At 70.7% G+C, this 15,064-nt stretch carries 14 protein-coding genes and 1 pseudogene; 7 read left to right on the top strand and 8 right to left on the bottom strand.

Going from position 1 to position 15,064, the window contains the following annotated elements; genetic code table 11:
- The 4 genes and pseudogenes from AB0M39_RS38665 to hemB form a co-directional block, all read left to right on the top strand.
- Window positions 1-747 (top strand): annotated as a pseudogene (locus AB0M39_RS38665) (glutamyl-tRNA reductase); the annotation flags it as partial.
- Window positions 744-1,703, top strand: coding sequence for a hydroxymethylbilane synthase (gene hemC, locus AB0M39_RS38660; protein WP_365372867.1), 960 nt, complete (start codon window positions 744-746; stop codon window positions 1,701-1,703). The pseudogene AB0M39_RS38665 and the gene hemC, both read left to right, overlap by 4 nt.
- Window positions 1,700-3,364 carry a bifunctional uroporphyrinogen-III C-methyltransferase/uroporphyrinogen-III synthase gene (locus tag AB0M39_RS38655; protein WP_365372864.1) on the top strand — a complete coding sequence of 555 codons (1,665 nt, stop codon included), beginning with the start codon at window positions 1,700-1,702 and terminating at the stop codon, window positions 3,362-3,364. Before hemC ends, AB0M39_RS38655 begins: the two co-directional genes overlap by 4 nt.
- A gap of 565 nt (window positions 3,365-3,929) precedes the next feature.
- Window positions 3,930-4,919 carry a porphobilinogen synthase gene (hemB, locus tag AB0M39_RS38650; RefSeq protein WP_365372861.1) on the top strand — a complete coding sequence of 330 codons (990 nt, stop codon included), beginning with the start codon at window positions 3,930-3,932 and terminating at the stop codon, window positions 4,917-4,919.
- A gap of 73 nt (window positions 4,920-4,992) precedes the next feature.
- Here hemB and AB0M39_RS38645 read toward each other — a convergent pair whose 3' ends face one another.
- The 3 genes from AB0M39_RS38645 to AB0M39_RS38635 form a co-directional block, all read right to left on the bottom strand.
- The gene (locus AB0M39_RS38645; protein WP_365372858.1) at window positions 4,993-5,889 is read right to left on the bottom strand and encodes a glycoside hydrolase family 19 protein; all 897 of its coding nucleotides are present in this window, start codon (window positions 5,887-5,889) and stop codon (window positions 4,993-4,995) included.
- 211 nt (window positions 5,890-6,100) lie between these two features.
- Window positions 6,101-6,727 (bottom strand): class I SAM-dependent methyltransferase, encoded by a 627-nt coding sequence (locus AB0M39_RS38640; protein ID WP_365372856.1) that lies wholly within the window; start codon window positions 6,725-6,727, stop codon window positions 6,101-6,103.
- 200 nt (window positions 6,728-6,927) lie between these two features.
- Complete coding sequence (locus AB0M39_RS38635) at window positions 6,928-7,368, bottom strand: hypothetical protein (protein WP_365372853.1); 441 nt, start codon at window positions 7,366-7,368, stop codon at window positions 6,928-6,930.
- Window positions 7,369-7,565: 197 nt separating this feature from the next.
- On the opposite strand from AB0M39_RS38635, the gene AB0M39_RS38630 reads away from it, so the two are divergent.
- Window positions 7,566-8,855 (top strand): helix-turn-helix transcriptional regulator, encoded by a 1,290-nt coding sequence (locus tag AB0M39_RS38630; RefSeq protein ID WP_365372850.1) that lies wholly within the window; start codon window positions 7,566-7,568, stop codon window positions 8,853-8,855.
- 85 nt (window positions 8,856-8,940) lie between these two features.
- Here AB0M39_RS38630 and AB0M39_RS38625 read toward each other — a convergent pair whose 3' ends face one another.
- From AB0M39_RS38625 to AB0M39_RS38610, 4 genes are read right to left on the bottom strand one after another with little or no spacing between them, the layout of a single operon-like run.
- The gene (locus AB0M39_RS38625) at window positions 8,941-9,756 is read right to left on the bottom strand and encodes a DUF4253 domain-containing protein (protein WP_365372847.1); all 816 of its coding nucleotides are present in this window, start codon (window positions 9,754-9,756) and stop codon (window positions 8,941-8,943) included.
- Between the two features lie 30 nt (window positions 9,757-9,786).
- Complete coding sequence (locus AB0M39_RS38620; protein WP_365372844.1) at window positions 9,787-10,032, bottom strand: DUF397 domain-containing protein; 246 nt, start codon at window positions 10,030-10,032, stop codon at window positions 9,787-9,789.
- A complete protein-coding gene (locus AB0M39_RS38615) occupies window positions 10,029-10,856 on the bottom strand; it encodes a helix-turn-helix transcriptional regulator (RefSeq protein ID WP_365372841.1) in 828 nt (275 codons plus the stop codon). Before AB0M39_RS38615 ends, AB0M39_RS38620 begins: the two co-directional genes overlap by 4 nt.
- 31 nt (window positions 10,857-10,887) lie before the next feature.
- Window positions 10,888-11,796, bottom strand: coding sequence for an NAD(P)-binding domain-containing protein (locus AB0M39_RS38610; protein ID WP_365372839.1), 909 nt, complete (start codon window positions 11,794-11,796; stop codon window positions 10,888-10,890).
- Window positions 11,797-11,974: 178 nt separating this feature from the next.
- Here AB0M39_RS38610 and AB0M39_RS38605 point away from each other — a divergent pair, with 178 nt between their 5' ends.
- Entirely contained in the window at window positions 11,975-12,244 is a 270-nt protein-coding gene (locus AB0M39_RS38605) for a DUF1876 domain-containing protein (protein ID WP_365372836.1), read from the top strand.
- Between the two features lie 140 nt (window positions 12,245-12,384).
- Here AB0M39_RS38605 and AB0M39_RS38600 read toward each other — a convergent pair whose 3' ends face one another.
- Window positions 12,385-13,113: a DUF4232 domain-containing protein gene (locus AB0M39_RS38600; protein ID WP_365372834.1), complete on the bottom strand. Its 729-nt coding sequence runs from the start codon at window positions 13,111-13,113 to the stop codon at window positions 12,385-12,387.
- Between the two features lie 345 nt (window positions 13,114-13,458).
- Between AB0M39_RS38600 and AB0M39_RS38595 the strand changes: the two genes are divergently transcribed.
- Complete coding sequence (locus AB0M39_RS38595; RefSeq protein WP_365372870.1) at window positions 13,459-14,919, top strand: helix-turn-helix domain-containing protein; 1,461 nt, start codon at window positions 13,459-13,461, stop codon at window positions 14,917-14,919.
- Window positions 14,920-15,064: the final 145 nt, after the last annotated feature.

Below are 15,064 nucleotides of genomic sequence, written 5' to 3'. Positions count from 1 at the left end.
CCCCACGACGCTGAATGTGCGGGAGCCCGGGAAACTCAGCCCGTCCGGCAGCACCCGGGGGCCGGGATGCGGTGGGGGCTGGATGGTGCGCCTCAAGCGCCGGCGGGGCTGAGTGTGCCGGACGAGTGTCCCGTCGGGCTTGACGACTCGCTCGCGCAGCATGGCGCCTGGGTGGAGAACGCCGGGCGCAGCATTCACCGCGCCCCCGCGACCGGGGCGCGGCACGGCGGAGCCGTACGGCTCGCTCTGCTGGACCTCGCCATGCCCCGGGACATCGACGCGGCCGTGCACCGGCTGCCCGGAGTGCGGCTCGTGGACATAGAGTCGCTCGCCGAGGCGTCCGCCGACGCGCCCATGGCCGCCGACGTCGACCAGGTGCGGGGCATAGTCTCCGCCGAGGTCGCCGCGTTCGGCGCCGCCCAGCGGGCCGCGCACATCACGCCCACCGTCGTCGCCCTGCGCACCATGGCCGCCGACGTGGTGGCCGGCGAGGTCGCCCGGCTCGAGGGCCGGCTCCCCGGACTGGACGACAAGCAGCGCGCCGAGATCACGCAGACCGTGCGCCGCGTCGTCGACAAGCTCCTGCACGCGCCCACCGTGCGGGTCAAGCAGCTCGCGAGCGAGCCCGGCGGCGCCGGGTACGCCGACGCGCTGCGGACACTCTTCGACCTCGACCCGGAGACGGTCGCCTCCGTCAGCCGGGCCGACCTGAATGACGCCGACGTCAAGAACCGAGGGCGAGTATGACCGAGAGGGCACTGAGGCTCGGGACCAGGCGCAGCAAGCTCGCCATGGCCCAGTCCGGGCAAGTGGCACAGGCGGTGCGCCAGTTGACCGGCCGTCCCGTCGAGCTCGTCGAGATCACCACGTACGGAGACACCTCCCGCGAGAATCTCGCGCAGATCGGCGGCACGGGGGTCTTCGTCACCGCACTGCGGGACGCCCTGCTGCGAGGCGACGTCGACTTCGCCGTCCACTCGCTGAAGGACCTGCCCACCGCGCAGCCCGAGGATCTGACGCTCGCGGCGATCCCGCCGCGCGAGGACCCGAGGGACGCGCTGGTGGCGCGCGACGGACTGACCTTCGACCGGCTGCCGAGCGGCGCCCGCGTCGGGACCGGCTCGCCGCGCCGGATGGCGCAGCTCAACGCGTACGCACGTGCGCACGGGCTGCAGATAGAGACCGTGCCGATCCGCGGAAACATCGACACCCGGATCGGATACGTACACAGCGGGGAGCTGGACGCCGTGGTGCTTGCCGCGGCCGGGCTCAACCGCATCGGCAGGAGCGACGAGGTGACCGACTACCTGTCGGTGGACTTCATCCTGCCGGCCCCCGGCCAGGGGGCCCTGGCGATCGAGTGCACGGCCGCCGAGGCCGACCTCGCCGCCGCGCTCGCCGAGCTCGACGACCCGCACACCCGGGTCGCCGTGACCGCCGAGCGTTCCCTGCTCGCCGCCCTGGAGGCCGGCTGCTCCGCACCTGTGGGTGCGCTGGCCGACCTGCTGGCCGACGGGCAGGCTGTTCATGAGATGCGCCTGCGGGGCGTCGTCGGCAACACCGACGGCTCCGCGCTCGTGCAGTTGTCCACCACCGGTCCCGTACCCCAGTCGCACGGCGACGCCATCGCGCTCGGTCGCGAACTCGCGTCCGAGATGCTCGCCAAGGGTGCGGCCGGTCTTATGGGGGAGCGAGCACTTTGAGCCCCACCAGTCCCACCGCCAACTCTTCGGCGTACTCGGCACACGGGCACGTCACTTTCCTCGGCGCCGGCCCCGGCGACCCCGGACTGCTGACACTGCGCGCTGTGGAGGCGCTCGCGGGCGCGGACGTGCTGATCGCCGAGCCGGATGTGCTCGACGTCGTGCGCGGCCATGCGCGGGCGAGCGTGAGCACGCCTGAACTGACGATTGTTGACGACGCGTCAACGACCGCCGGGATCCCGGTCCTCAGGGATGCGGCCAATCTTGTCATGGAGGCCGCGCGCTCCGGCAAGCGGGTCGTCCGTGCGGTGACCGGCGATCCGGGCCTGGACGGGAACGCCGGCCAGGAGATGCTCGTCTGCGCCTCCGAGGGCATTCCCTTCGAGGTCGTGCCGGGTATCGCCACGGCCGTGGGCGTGCCGGCGTACGCGGGTGTGCCGCTGCGCGACGCGCAGGGCACGGACGTGCGTTTCGTCGACGCCCGCTCCGCCAGCGAACGCTGCTGGACCGAGGTCGGCGCGAGCGACGGCACAGTCGTCGTCTCGACGACGCTGGAGACGGTCGCCGCGGCGGCGGGCGAGCTGGTGGCCGCGGGCCGCAAGCCCGACACCCCGCTGACCGTCACCGTCGCCGGCACCACGACGCGCCAGCGCACGTGGACGGCCACGCTCGGCACGATCGCGCAGGTCCTCAAGCAGGCGAAGGTGCTGCCCTCGCCCGAGGGCCATCAGCCCGTCATAGCCGTGGTCGGCGAGCGCAGTGCCGCGGCTCAGCGTGACCAGCTCGCGTGGTTCGAGTCCAAGCCGCTCTTCGGCTGGAAGGTCCTCGTACCGCGTACCAAGGAGCAGGCGGCCTCGCTCTCCGACCAGCTGCGCAGCTATGGCGCGGTCCCGCACGAGGTGCCGACCATCGCGGTCGAGCCGCCGCGCACCCCGCAGCAGATGGAGCGTGCGGTCAAGGGTCTGGTGACCGGCCGCTACGAGTGGATCGCCTTCACGTCCGTCAACGCGGTCAAGGCGGTACGCGAGAAGTTCGAGGAGTACGGGCTCGACGCGCGGGCCTTCGCGGGGATCAAGGTCGCCGCGGTGGGCGAGCAGACGGCCGCCGCGCTGGTGGAGTTCGGCGTCAAGCCGGATCTCGTGCCGAGCGGCGAGCAGAGCGCGGCGGGGCTGCTGGAGGACTGGCCGCCCTACGACCCGGTGTTCGACCCCATCGACCGGGTCTTCCTGCCCCGCGCCGACATCGCCACGGAGACGCTGGTCGCCGGGCTGATCGAGCTCGGGTGGGAGGTCGACGACGTGACCGCGTACCGGACGGTCCGGGCGTCGCCGCCGCCGGCGGACACGCGTGAGGCGATCAAGGGCGGCGGTTTCGACGCGGTTCTCTTCACGTCGTCGTCGACCGTGCGGAACCTCGTCGGGATCGCGGGCAAGCCGCACAACGTGACGGTCATCGCCTGTATCGGCCCGGCGACGGCGAAGACGGCGGAGGAGCACGGCCTGCGGGTCGACGTCCTCTCGCCGGAGCCGTCGGTCCACAAGCTGGCGGAGGCGCTCGCGGAATTCGGCGCGAGGCGCAGGGCGGCGGCGGTGGAGGCGGGGGAGCATGTGACGCGTCCGTCGGAAAGGCGGCCGGGGGGGCGGCGGCGGAGGACGACGTAGCGGTTTCGGGTCCGGGCGCGGGGCCTAGCCGGGGCGCTGCCCCGGACCCCGCGCCTCAATCTCCCCCAGACTCCGTCCGGGGGGGGACCCCCACGGGGCTGAATTTGCGCGCCCACGCCCGGGAAACCCAGCGCCTCCGGCGAGGCCGGATGTGCGCGGCAAGCCCGGGAAACCAGCCCGTCCGGCGTTTGAGGACACGCCCGTAGGGCGTACGGGGTGCCCCCGGGCGAGGGTGACGTGCCCTGTGCGGGCTGCCCGCGGGGCGCTGCCCCGGACCCCGCGCCTCAATCGCCGGCGGGGCTGACTTTTCAGCCCGTCCGGCGTTTGAGGACACGGCCGAAGGCCGTATGGGGGCGTAGCCCCCCCGGGGGCAACGGTGAGATGCCCTGTGCGGGCGGCCCGCGGGGCGCTGCCCCGGACCCCGCGCCTCAATCGCCGGCGGGGCTGGGTTTGCGGCTCGAACGCCGGCGGGGCTGGGTTTGCGCCTCAAACGCCGGCGGGGCTGAATTGGCGCCCGACGCCATGTCGGTAATAGCCCCGTACGGACGGGCGTAGCGTTGCCCGTATGACTGCGTACGGATCCTTTCCCGGCGCGCGGCCGCGGCGGCTGCGCACTACGCCCGCGATGCGACGGATGGTCGCGGAGACCCGGCTGCACCCTGCTGATCTGATCCTGCCCGCCTTCGTGCGGGAGGGGATTACGGAGCCGGTGCCGATCACGGCGATGCCCGGGGTGGTGCAGCACACGCGGGACACCCTGCGGAAGGCCGCCGTGGAGGCGCGGGAGGCCGGGGTCGCGGGGATCATGTTGTTCGGGGTGCCGGTGGATGAGAAGAAGGACGGCGCCGGGACCGCGGGGACGGATCCGGACGGGATTCTGCAGGTGGCGATCCGGGATGTGAAGGCCGAGGTCGGGGACGACCTGGTCATCATGTCCGACCTGTGCCTCGACGAGTACACCGACCACGGCCACTGCGGCGTCCTCGACGCCGACGGCCGCGTCGACAACGACGCCACCCTCGAGCGGTACGCCGAGATGGCCCAGGTCCAGGCCGACGCGGGCGTCCACGTCGTGGGCCCCAGCGGGATGATGGACGGCCAGATCGGCGTCGTCCGCGACGCGCTGGACCAGATCGACAAGGCGGACGTGTCGATCCTCGCGTACACCGTGAAGTACTCCTCCGCCTTCTACGGCCCGTTCCGCGAGGCCGTCGGCTCCTCGCTGCAGGGCGACCGCAAGACCTACCAGCAGGACCCGGCGAACGTCCGCGAGTCGATGCGGGAGCTGGCGCTGGACCTCGAAGAGGGCGCCGACATGGTGATGGTCAAGCCCGCGGGCCCCTACCTGGACGTGCTGGCCAAGGTCGCCGCCGAGGCGGACGTGCCGGTCGCGGCGTACCAGATCAGCGGTGAGTACGCGATGGTCGAGGCCGCCGCCGAGAAGGGCTGGATCGACCGGGACAAGGCGATCCTGGAGTCGCTGACCGGCATCAAGCGGGCGGGCGCGGACATGATCCTGACGTACTGGGCGACCGAGGTCGCGCGCGGCCTCTGACGGGCCGGGAAACAGCACTGCACACAGCCGAGGGCCGGGGCAGACGCCCCGGCCCTCGTCCCGTGGGGGGTGCTCAGCAGTACAGGTTGCCGCCGGTCGGCACGCCGAGGATCTGGGCGAAGCGGGTGTAGTTGTTCACCCGGCTCTGCACCTGGCCCGGGTTGCCGCCGTTGCACTCCAGGCTGCCGTTGATCGAGCGGATCGTCTCGCCGAAGCCGCGGCTGCCCACCATCGCGTTGTGCGGGGTCATCGTGCCCGGGCCGGTCTGGGTGTTCCAGTACCAGAGGCCGGTCTTCCAGGCGACGGCCGCCTCGCGCTCGACCCGCCACGGGTTGTTCAGCAGGTCGATGCCGAGCGCGTCGCCGGCCGCCTTGTAGTTGAAGTTCCAGCTGAGCTGGATCGGGCCGCGGCCGTAGTACGCCGCCTGGCCGGCCGGGCAGCCGTACGGCCGGCCCCAGTCGCAGTAGTGCGGGTAGTTGGCCTGGTTCTGCTCCACGATGTGGACGAGTCCGCCGGTCTCATGGCTGACGTTGGCCAGGAACGCGGCGGCCTCCTGCTTCTTGATCGTGTCGCCGCCGGTGTTGGCGAAGCCCGGGTACGCGCTCAGCGCCGCGGTCAGACCGCTGTACGTGTAGAACGAATTCCGGTTCGGGAACATCTGGTTGAACTGCGCCTCGCTGACGACGAAGCCGGACGGGGACGGGTTGCCGCCGCCGCTGCAGGCGTACGGCTCCCAGAACCAGGTGCTGATGATCGGGTCGTAGCCCGGGTTGTCGTGTTCGGCGATGTAGTACTTGCCGTCGGTGTATCTGACAACGTTGCCAGTCGTGTACCACGTGCCCGCCGACCAGTTGGGGGCCGTGGTGCAGGCGTCGGCCGGGGCGGCGGACGCGACGGGCGTGAAGACCGCCGCCAGTCCGCTTGCGACGAGGATCGCGACCAGCAACGCCATGATGCGGTGTCTCAGCACTCGCTCACTCCTTCGCGGCAACGGCCGTGCCCGGCAGGGAAGTCGGGGGCCGGGCAGGCCGTGGTGGGGGGCTGTGCCCACACTCAAGCGCGTTGACATGATCGAGTCAAGGTATAGACCAATGTGACCGAAAGTCAGCTTCCCCCCTGATCCGGGGCCTGTGCGAGTTCGCGAGCCGCAGATGGTCAGCGCGAATGCCCGAAGGATCGCCCTAGGCAGTGCCGGCCCGCACGATGAGCGTGCCCAGCTTTCCTGGTTCCGGCGCGGCCAGCACCGTGGCGTCGACTTCGTTGAAGCCGTGGCGCTTGAGCAGGTCAGCCCAGGCGTCGGGTGTGTACTGCCAACGGAGTACGGTCAGTTCGCGTTCTCGCCCTTCGAGCCACTTCCCGCGCATGGGCTGCGGGCCGTATGCGCCGGGGGCCGGCTCGGCCTGGCTGAAGGCGAAGGTGCCGCCGCGCGCGAGACGCTTGGCGATCAGGGGGAACAGCTGCTCGGGGTCGGTGAACCACACGGCGCCCCATACGGAGTAGATCGCGTCGAGGGGCTCGGTGTCCTCGGCGAGGTAGTCGCAGACGTCCGCCTGGACGAACCTCAGCCTCGGCTCGTCGCGCCACCATGCGTGGGCGCGTGCCACCTGCACTGGAGAGAGGTCGACCCCCGTTACCTCGGCGCCCTGGCGGGCCAGGAACACGGCCTCCTTTCCTTCGGCCGGCCCGAGGTCGAGCGCCCGATCAGGGCGCCCCAGCAGTTCGACGCCGGGGCCGTGCCCGGGGTACTGCGTCCATTCGAACCGGTCGACCAACGGAGCAGGCTGCTTGCCTTCGTCGCGGTGGGGCATGTACATGTCCCAGTATTCGGCGGCAGTTTGGGGCGCGCGGGGCATGACGCTCCTCGGGTGCACGGAGAGGCCAATGGAGCTGGCCACCGTACCGGTGCTGCCCGTGGCGCGCGGATGAATGCCGCGTTGACGGCACGTCCTGCACGAACGAGAGCCCGGGGTCGCTCGTAGCGGCCCCGGGCTCGATCGTTCCCGATGCGTCAGTGGCAGTTCTCGCCCGGCCGACACGGGCCGCACTTGGCGTAGTCGGCCTCCCACAGCTTCCAGTCGACGTCGAAGCCGTTGTCGGCGATGATCTGCGCGGTGCGCTCCACGGAGCCGTCGTACTTGAACTCGATCTCGGGGATGTGCTCCAGGAACTTCCCGTCGAAGTGCCGGTGGCAGAAGTCCCGGTAGTTCTTGGTGTCCAGGATGAAGACGTGGACTGCGATGTCGACGGTGCGTCCGCAGCACATCTCCAGGCCCTGGCCCCACTTTTCGATGGCCGTGATCAGGTAGGAGACGGCCGCGCCGAACAGCCGGGTCGCCATCACCTCGTCGAAGGGGTAGTCGCGCATGAGGAGCTGGATCTCGCGGTCCCAGACCTCGGGCGTCACGAAGTCCCGCGGGTCACGGAGCTTGGTCTCGACTGCTGTAGCCATGCTGTCCTCCGGGATCGTTCGGCCCCGCTCCGCAGCGGGGCTCGCCCCTTCAGGGAACAGCTCGGCGAACTTCCCCAGTGATCGGTTGTCGGACCGTGCAAGGCGTTTGCACATCCTGCACACGCCGTATACGCACCGCTCATCACCCCATACCGTGGGTAGGCAGCCCTGCCGGTCGCTGGCGAGTGGGAGGCCAGATGAGCGCCGATCAGCTCTGGAACTCAGGCACGGTCCGTTCCCTCGTCGCCAGCCTCGACCCGGGCGGCCTGATCAGGGTCGGGCGACAGGGCCGCGGATGGCGGCAGGCGGACCTCGGCGCGCGCATCGGCTGCTCCGCATCCACTGTCTCCCGCCTGGAGCAGCACGGCAGACGCACTGACTTGGACCTGATCCGGAACGCCGCGAATGAGGTGGGCGTGCCAACGAGTGTCTTAGCTGCGTCGCTCGGGTTAACCGGTCAGCAAGCCACTAGAGTTGCGCCAGAACGGCCACGTTGTGCCGAGGAGGACCCGATGCGCCGCCGCACGCTGCTCGTCGCCGCTGGCCTCGCTGCCCCGGCTTCGCTACTGACGAGCCTGGACGACGCGCTCGCGAGCATGCCCGACCCGACCGGTTCCCCACTCGCGTACGACTCCCGTCTCGCAGCCGCCCGGGGCTACTTTGACGCCGGTCAGAACGCCCAGTTGCTCAAGGTGCTGCCCGGCCTGCTCGCCGACGCCCACCATGCCGCCCGCGGGCGCGAGGAGATCGCGTTCGCCCGACTGTCGGCGACCTACAGCCTCGCCGCCCAGGTCCTGATCAAGATCGGACGCTACGATCGGGCCCGACTGACCGCAGACCGGGCAGCGGTGTACTCGGATCTGTCGGGCTCCCCGCTCGTGGCCGCTGCGGCCGCCCGGGAGCTGAGCATCGTGCTCCGCCACCAGGACCAGCCCGCCGCAGCCCAGCGCCACATCCTGGACGCGGTCTCACGGGTCGAGGCCACCGGCCTGAAGAATTCTGCCCAGGCGTCCACGTACGCACAGATGCTGTGCACCACCTCCTACACCGCGGCGCGCGGTGGCGACCGGGACCAGGCCCTCGACATGATCCGCGAGGCGAAGAGAGCAGCCCGCGATCTCCCGCAGGAGGCACCCGAGGGACGCCTGTTTCCTGTCACCCCGGCCGCCGTCGACCTGTATGCCGTCGGAGTCCACTGGGCGCTGGGCGACGCGGGCGCGGCCCTGGAGGCCGGCCGTGGGCTGCAGGCGGGTCAGTTCAAGACGGCCGAACGGAAGGGCCGCATGCACACCGACCTCGGCAGGGCATGGTGGCAGTGGGGCAAGCCCGAGCAGACGGCCGCAGAACTTTTGTCCGCCGCTCGCGTGTCCCCGAGCGAGGTGCGCGACCGGCCCGCGATCCGGAGGATCGTCGCAGACTTGCGTTCCAACCATGCCCATGTCGTGGGCGTGCGCGAGCTGGTGGCGGCCGCAGGCATGACTCCCTGACCTCGATCCGGCTCAGTACCCGCCAACAGCTCGTGCTCTGCCCCGAGCCGGGGGTGGTGTCCTCAGGTCCGCCCCCGGGCTGTGGTCAGTCCCACCAGAAGGACCAGACGTGCTGGTCCAGCACGTCGCGGGCCGCGTAGGCGCGCAGTGAGTCGTAGTCGGCGAGGTTGTCCGGGCAGAACGCGAAGTGCTCGGCCGCCACCGCCTCCGCCTCGGACAGCGTGGTCGGCGGGGACGCCACCGAGACGGTCAGCTGGTCGAAGCCGAGGCCCACCACCCGTATGCCGAAGCGGTCCTCCCAGGAGCGCAGCACCGAGCAGAGCCTGGCCACGTCGTCCTCGTAGTTCAGCGGGCCCGACCAGCCGATCGCGGCCGGGATGTCGGCGCTGCGGCGGGCCGGGACGAGCGCCGCGCGGGCGCCGTGCATCCAGCCCTCCTTGTCGACCAGCTCGGCGGCCACCTCCGCGGCCCGTACGTCCGGGTCCGCCTCGGCGGCGAGAGTGGGCGCGAGGCCCGGCCACTCCGGGCCGAACGGCTCGATGGCCGAGTCCTCGCCCAGCTCGTCCTCCGCGTACTCCTCCCAGAACTCGGCGAGCACCTCCTCGGCGTCGTGGTCGCCGGGGTACGACGTCGTCTCCGGGCTGAGGTCCCACTCCTCGGGCCAGTGGTCGTCGGGGCCGCCGTGGATCAGTACGGGAAGGAGGCCGGCGCTCATACGGGCAGGCAGCAGCGCCGTCCAGGCGTCGGGCGTCGCGGGCTCGTCGGCGTACCAGAGCAGCGGCTCGTGCCAGACGCCCTCTTCGGTCGTGTCGACCAGCGAGCCGGGCGGGAGTTGGAGCCCGGCGGATCGGCCAGTCGGGTCAGCGGTCAGGGCGGGCAGGGGATTCGGAAGCGTCGCCATGAACGTGACTGTAGGCGCGACCACTGACAATCAGACGAGCTGCTCCGCGGCGTAGGCGGCGAAGGACGTCCACGTGGCGGGAGCGACCGTGAGCATGGGGCCGTCGGCGTTCTTGGAGTCGCGTACGTGGACGGCGGCGGGGTGGGCGGCCACCTCGACGCAGGCGCCGCCTTGCTCGCTGCTGTGGGTGGACTTGCGCCAGGTATAAGCGACTTCGAGGCACTCGCCGCCTTCGCTGCCGCTATAGCTGGACTTGGCCCACACGTTCGTGTTCATAGCTCTCCTAGCAGCCGCTCCAACAAGTCCTTCGAATCATCGGGGTTGAGGGCCTGCGTCCGCAGCATCGCGTACTTCTTTGCCAGGATGCTGACCTCTTTCGGGTCACGGATGAGGTAGTTGCTGCGCTGGATCTCGGCGTAGGCCAGGTGTTGGTGGTCTGGAGTCTCCAGCAGGATGAAGGGGCCGCAGAGCGCGGGGTGAGTCTGGCGGCCGAAGGGCATGATCTGAATGGTGACGGCTGGCAGGTCGGCGCAGGCGCGGACATGGCGGAGCATCTCTGCGTACACCTCATCGCCGCCCAGGCGGTCCCGGACGACCGCCTCGGAGATGACGAAGCTGGCGGTCGGCGGCTCCTCGCGGTGCAGGACCTTCTGTCGCGCCAGGCGGGTGGCGACCAGGGCGTTGATTTCGTCTTGGCTGAAGACCGGGATCCTGTTGTGGAAGACCGCTCGGGCGTAGTTCTCCGGCTGGAGCAGGCCCGGCAGCACCTGGTTCTCGAACCACGAGAGCATGATCGCCTCGCTCTCCAGATCCATGAACTGCTCCGTCCGTACCGGAGTCAGAAGGTCCTCCGGCACGTTCTCCACCGCCGTCTCCAGCGCCTCCTTCGTCTCCAGCACGCGGTCCAGCACCTTCGCCAGGTCCGGCTTCAGCGGGCGCCTGCCCTGTTCGATCGAGGCGATCGTCTCCACGTGCAGATTGACCTTCGCCGCCAGCTGCCGCTGGTTCAGGCCCGCCGCCTCGCGGAAGTGGGCGACCATGGCCCCGACCATCTTCCAGACCGACTCGTTCTTGCGCTGCTGCCGCTTCCTGGGGTGCATGACCTTCCAACTCCCCACCCCACCGCGCGCGTTACGCGTCGGCGACCCGTACGGAATTCTCGTACGTGTCCACCCGGAGGAGGTCCGCGATCCGCGACAGGCCGTCCGCCGCGTGGCCCTCCTTGATCGCCCGGTCCAGGAGCCCCTGGAACGGGTCGATGAGCTCCGTGCTGACTCCCTGGTCGCGGAACGCGGCGAGGAAGTTGGGGAACGCGGCCTGGTTCACGGCGAGGCTGGAGACGTCCGTGAGGTGCTGGCCCGAGTCGATCGCCTTCGCCCACTCCGGCGCACCCGTGAGCATCGCGCCGACCCAGGGGACGAGCAGCTCGGCGAACTCGGTCGCCGCGATGTCCTCGGTGCGTACGAGGGCGTACGCCTGCATGACCCCCATGACCATCCCGTACATGCCGGTGAGCAGCGCGAGGTCGTTGAGCGCGGCGAGGCCGGGGTCGGCGCCCACCCACTTGGCGCCGCCGAGGGCCGCGAGCGTGGGCTGGTGGGCGGCGAACGCCTGCTCGTCGCCGCTATAGAGGACGTACGCGTGCGGGCCGGCGATCATCTGCGGTACGGCCATGATGCCGCCGTCGACGTACTGGGCGCCGTGCTCGGCCGCCCAGGCCGCCAACTGCCGTGCCTGCGCGGGGGTTCCGTTGGTCACGTTGACCAGGGTCTTCCCGGCGACGTCGGCGGAGAGCGTGGCGAAGACGTCCTCGACGTTCTCGTTGGCGAGCAGGCAGACGACGATCAGCGGGCTCGCGGCCACGGCGTCGGCGGGGGTCTCGGCGGGCAGCGCGCCCTGGGCGACGAGGGGGCCGGTCTTGGCGGGCGAGCGGTTCCAGACGGTGACGGGGTGGCCGGCGCGCAGGAAGGCCGCGGCCAGGGCCGTGCCCATCATGCCGAGGCCGAGCACGGACACGGCGGGGCGGTCGTTCGCAGGCATGGCGGAGCTCCTCCGGAAAGGGGTGGGGTTGGGATCGCTTTCGATCCTGGTCCGGCGTCCGGAGGCGCACAAGTACCGACTTATAAGTCAGGTACTCACCGATAGGTCAGTGACCAGAGTGGTGATCTGGGCGTGCGCGGAGCACTCTGGAAGGTGGTACCGCTGGAGGTGATCCGCCATGAGGACACTCGTCGGATGGCATGTAGAGATGGAGTTCCAGGAGGAAGGCGACCGGACCAGAGCGGCCGCCATGGTGAGGCTCAGCGACGGCACGGAGATACGCGGCCACGGTAATGCGCAGCGTCACCACTCGGACACGGAGCAGCTTCGGGTAGGCGAGGAGATCTCGGGCGCGCGGGCGCTCATGGACATCGCCTCGCAGATGCTGCAGAAGGCCCACACGGAGATCGACGAGGCTTCGGGAAGGAAGTCGCACGCGCTGATGTGAGGCGTGGGAAAACCCTGATGTGACGCGGGAAACCTGATGTGACGCGGGGACGCTGATGTGATGCGGCAACGCGGTGGCGCCCTGCCGGGCGGGACCCGGCAGGGCGTCGCTGTTCCGCTCTGTTCCGCGCGTCCGCAGGATCAGCTGGCGAGGGCGTCGTCGAACGAGGTCTGCCAGTAGCTGACGGCGGAGCTGGAGTCGATGTGCGTGTTGGCCGGCAGGGTCAGCGCGGCCGAGGAGCCGGTCGAGCCCGAGCCGGACGCCGGGGCGAAGTGGACGGTCAGGCGCTTGGCCGTCTGGCCGTGCTCGCCGCTGCCGTCGGCGGCCGACAGGCGGATGAGCGCGTACGCGGTCTCGCCCGGGGCGAGGGTGGCGACGGCCTGCGGCTTGGTCCCGTCCATGAACTGGGTGACGGCCTGCGCGTCGTCGAAGCGCAGCAGCGGTGCGTGGTACGCGTTGCACGCCTTGGAACCGGTGTTGGTCACGCTGAGCATCATGTGGTTGATCGGCCGGGAGATGTTGTCGACCTTCACCTTGGTGTTGGAGCCGGTGCAGGCGAGGGAGGTGGGGCCGGCGTCCTTGGAGCCGCCGGAGGCCGAGCTTCCGCCGCTGCTCTTGCCGGAGCCGCTGGAGCCGCTGGAGCCCTTGCCGCCACCCGCGGAGGCGCCGGTCGCGTCGCCCGAGGGGGGCGTCTTCTGGTCAGCCGAGGGGCTCTTGGCGCCCGGCGCGGGGGAGTTGGCCCCACCGGCGCTCGGAGCGTTCGAGGAGGAGGCCGCGGTGCCGTCGTCGTTCTGGCAGGCGGTCAGCGAGAGCCCGGCCAGCAGGGCGGTGGCGGCGACGGCGACGGTACGAACGCGAATGTTGCGCATGATGGATTGATCTCCCCCGTGTGGAAAGTGCGTGATCGGAATCTGTGGCGCCAGAACGGTCAGTACTGGCAGATGAGCGTGGTGACGACGGCGGCGGATGCCACCAGGACAACCACGGCCACCGCGTCGACAAGACTGTTCTGCAAGCGGGTTCGCATGTCTGCTCCCGGTCGTGCTGCGGTGTGCTCACAGATTGCGGGGCGGCGGATTCCGGCCGCAACAGGCCCTGAACCATTGGGGATGCTGGAATGCCTGCGGGTACTGTGACCAGGGGGTTCGACCCGTCCCTGGAACGGCGTTCCGGGACGGAACAGCGGTATGACGAGGGGATTCACCAGAGTGACGATGTCGGAAGGCGAGCAGTTCGCCGCTCTGCTCAGGGCGCTGAAGGACCGTTCGGGGAAGAGCTACGGCGTCCTGGCGGGCAAGCTGCACGTCAGCACGTCCACGCTCCATCGGTACTGCAACGGCGACGCCGTTCCCACCGACTACGCGCCCGTCGAGCGGCTGGCCCGGCTGTGCGCGGCGACGCCGGACGAACTGGTGGAGCTGCACCGGAGATGGATCCTGGCGGACGGCGCCCGGCGCCGGGCTCGGGCCGAGGGCGCGGCGCCGACGCCCGTGGCCGAGGCGGTGCCAACGCCCGTCGCCGAGGCGGCTGCCGAGCCGTCAGCCGTACCTGAGCCGTCACCGGTCCCTGAGGCGACAGCGACAGCGAAACTGGAGCCCGCAGCGATGCCCGAGCCGGCTGCCGCGGCCGCTTCCGGCGCGTCCGGCGAGACCGCTCCCGCCGACGACGCCACTCCCAGCCGTACTCCCTGCCGTACCCCCGGCCGTACTCCTGGCGGTGCTTCCAGCCTCGCGCCGAGCGACGCCCCCGCGCGCGCATCCCGTAGACGCCTTCGTATCGCGCTCACCGCCGCCGCCGTCGTGGCCGCCCTGGCCATCCCGGCCGCCGTCATCGCGAACTCCGCGCCCGGCGAATCGGACGACAAGGCGGCGGACCGCTCCGCCGTCGGCGCCTCGGCCACGCCGTCCACGGACGCGAAGCCCTCGTCCGCGAAGCCGAGCGCCTCGCCGAGCAAGAGCGCGTCGGCCTCCGCCTCGCCGAGCAAGAGCCGTTCGGCGCCGCCGAGCTCGGGCCGGAAGGCCGCGCCCCCGACCGGCGACGAGGTGCCGCTGCGGGTGGGCCTCAGCTCGTACAACTGGGACGAGCCCTGCGGCCAGTTCTTCCTCGTGGACCGGGAGCCGAAGAAGGTCCCGCCGCCGGCCGCGCCGCACAACCACCGCGGCTGGAAGGGCTCGGAAGACGGCGTGGACGCCGGCCATATGCGGGTTCAGCTGACGGCGACGGGCAAGACCGCGGACGCGGTGGTCATCAACAAGGTGCGCGTCCAGGTCGTCGGGCGCAAGCCGGCCCTCCCCTGGAATGCGTACTCGATGGGCGAGGGCTGCGGCAGCGGCGTGACCCCGCAGTGGTTCGACGTCGACATGGACCCCGTGCAGCCGAAGGTGAAGCCGGTGGCGGGACAGGACGGCGACACGGTCGTGCCCGCGAAGGACTTCCCGTTCCAGGTGTCGTCCAAAGACCCCCAGGTGATCAACTTCGACGTGCACACCGAGCAGCACGACGTGAACTGGTACCTGGAGGTCGACTGGAGCCTCGGCGACCAGAAGGGGACGGTACGGGTCGACGACGAGGGCAAGCCGTTCCGTACGAGCGCGATCGAGGGGCGGACCGTGTACGAGTGGTGGCACACCACCAACGAGTGGCTCCCTGAAGGAAGCAGCCAGCCCGAGTCGTAGACCGGCGGGACCGCCCGTGCCGGACGGCCCGTGTTCGGACCGCCCGAGTCCGGACTGGCTATGGCCGGGCTCCAGCGGCTGCGAGCATACAAGGGGCTGGGCGGGGGAGTGCTCGGGCCGGGCGGGCAACGGCAGTTCCTTCCCG

Origin of the sequence: Streptomyces sp. NPDC051907 (genome assembly GCF_040681075.1) — a bacterium.
In the GTDB taxonomy this organism is placed as follows: Bacteria; Actinomycetota; Actinomycetes; order Streptomycetales; family Streptomycetaceae; genus Streptomyces.
The sequence above is the reverse complement of the archived record's forward strand: the minus strand, read 5'-3'. Positions and strand labels throughout refer to the sequence as shown.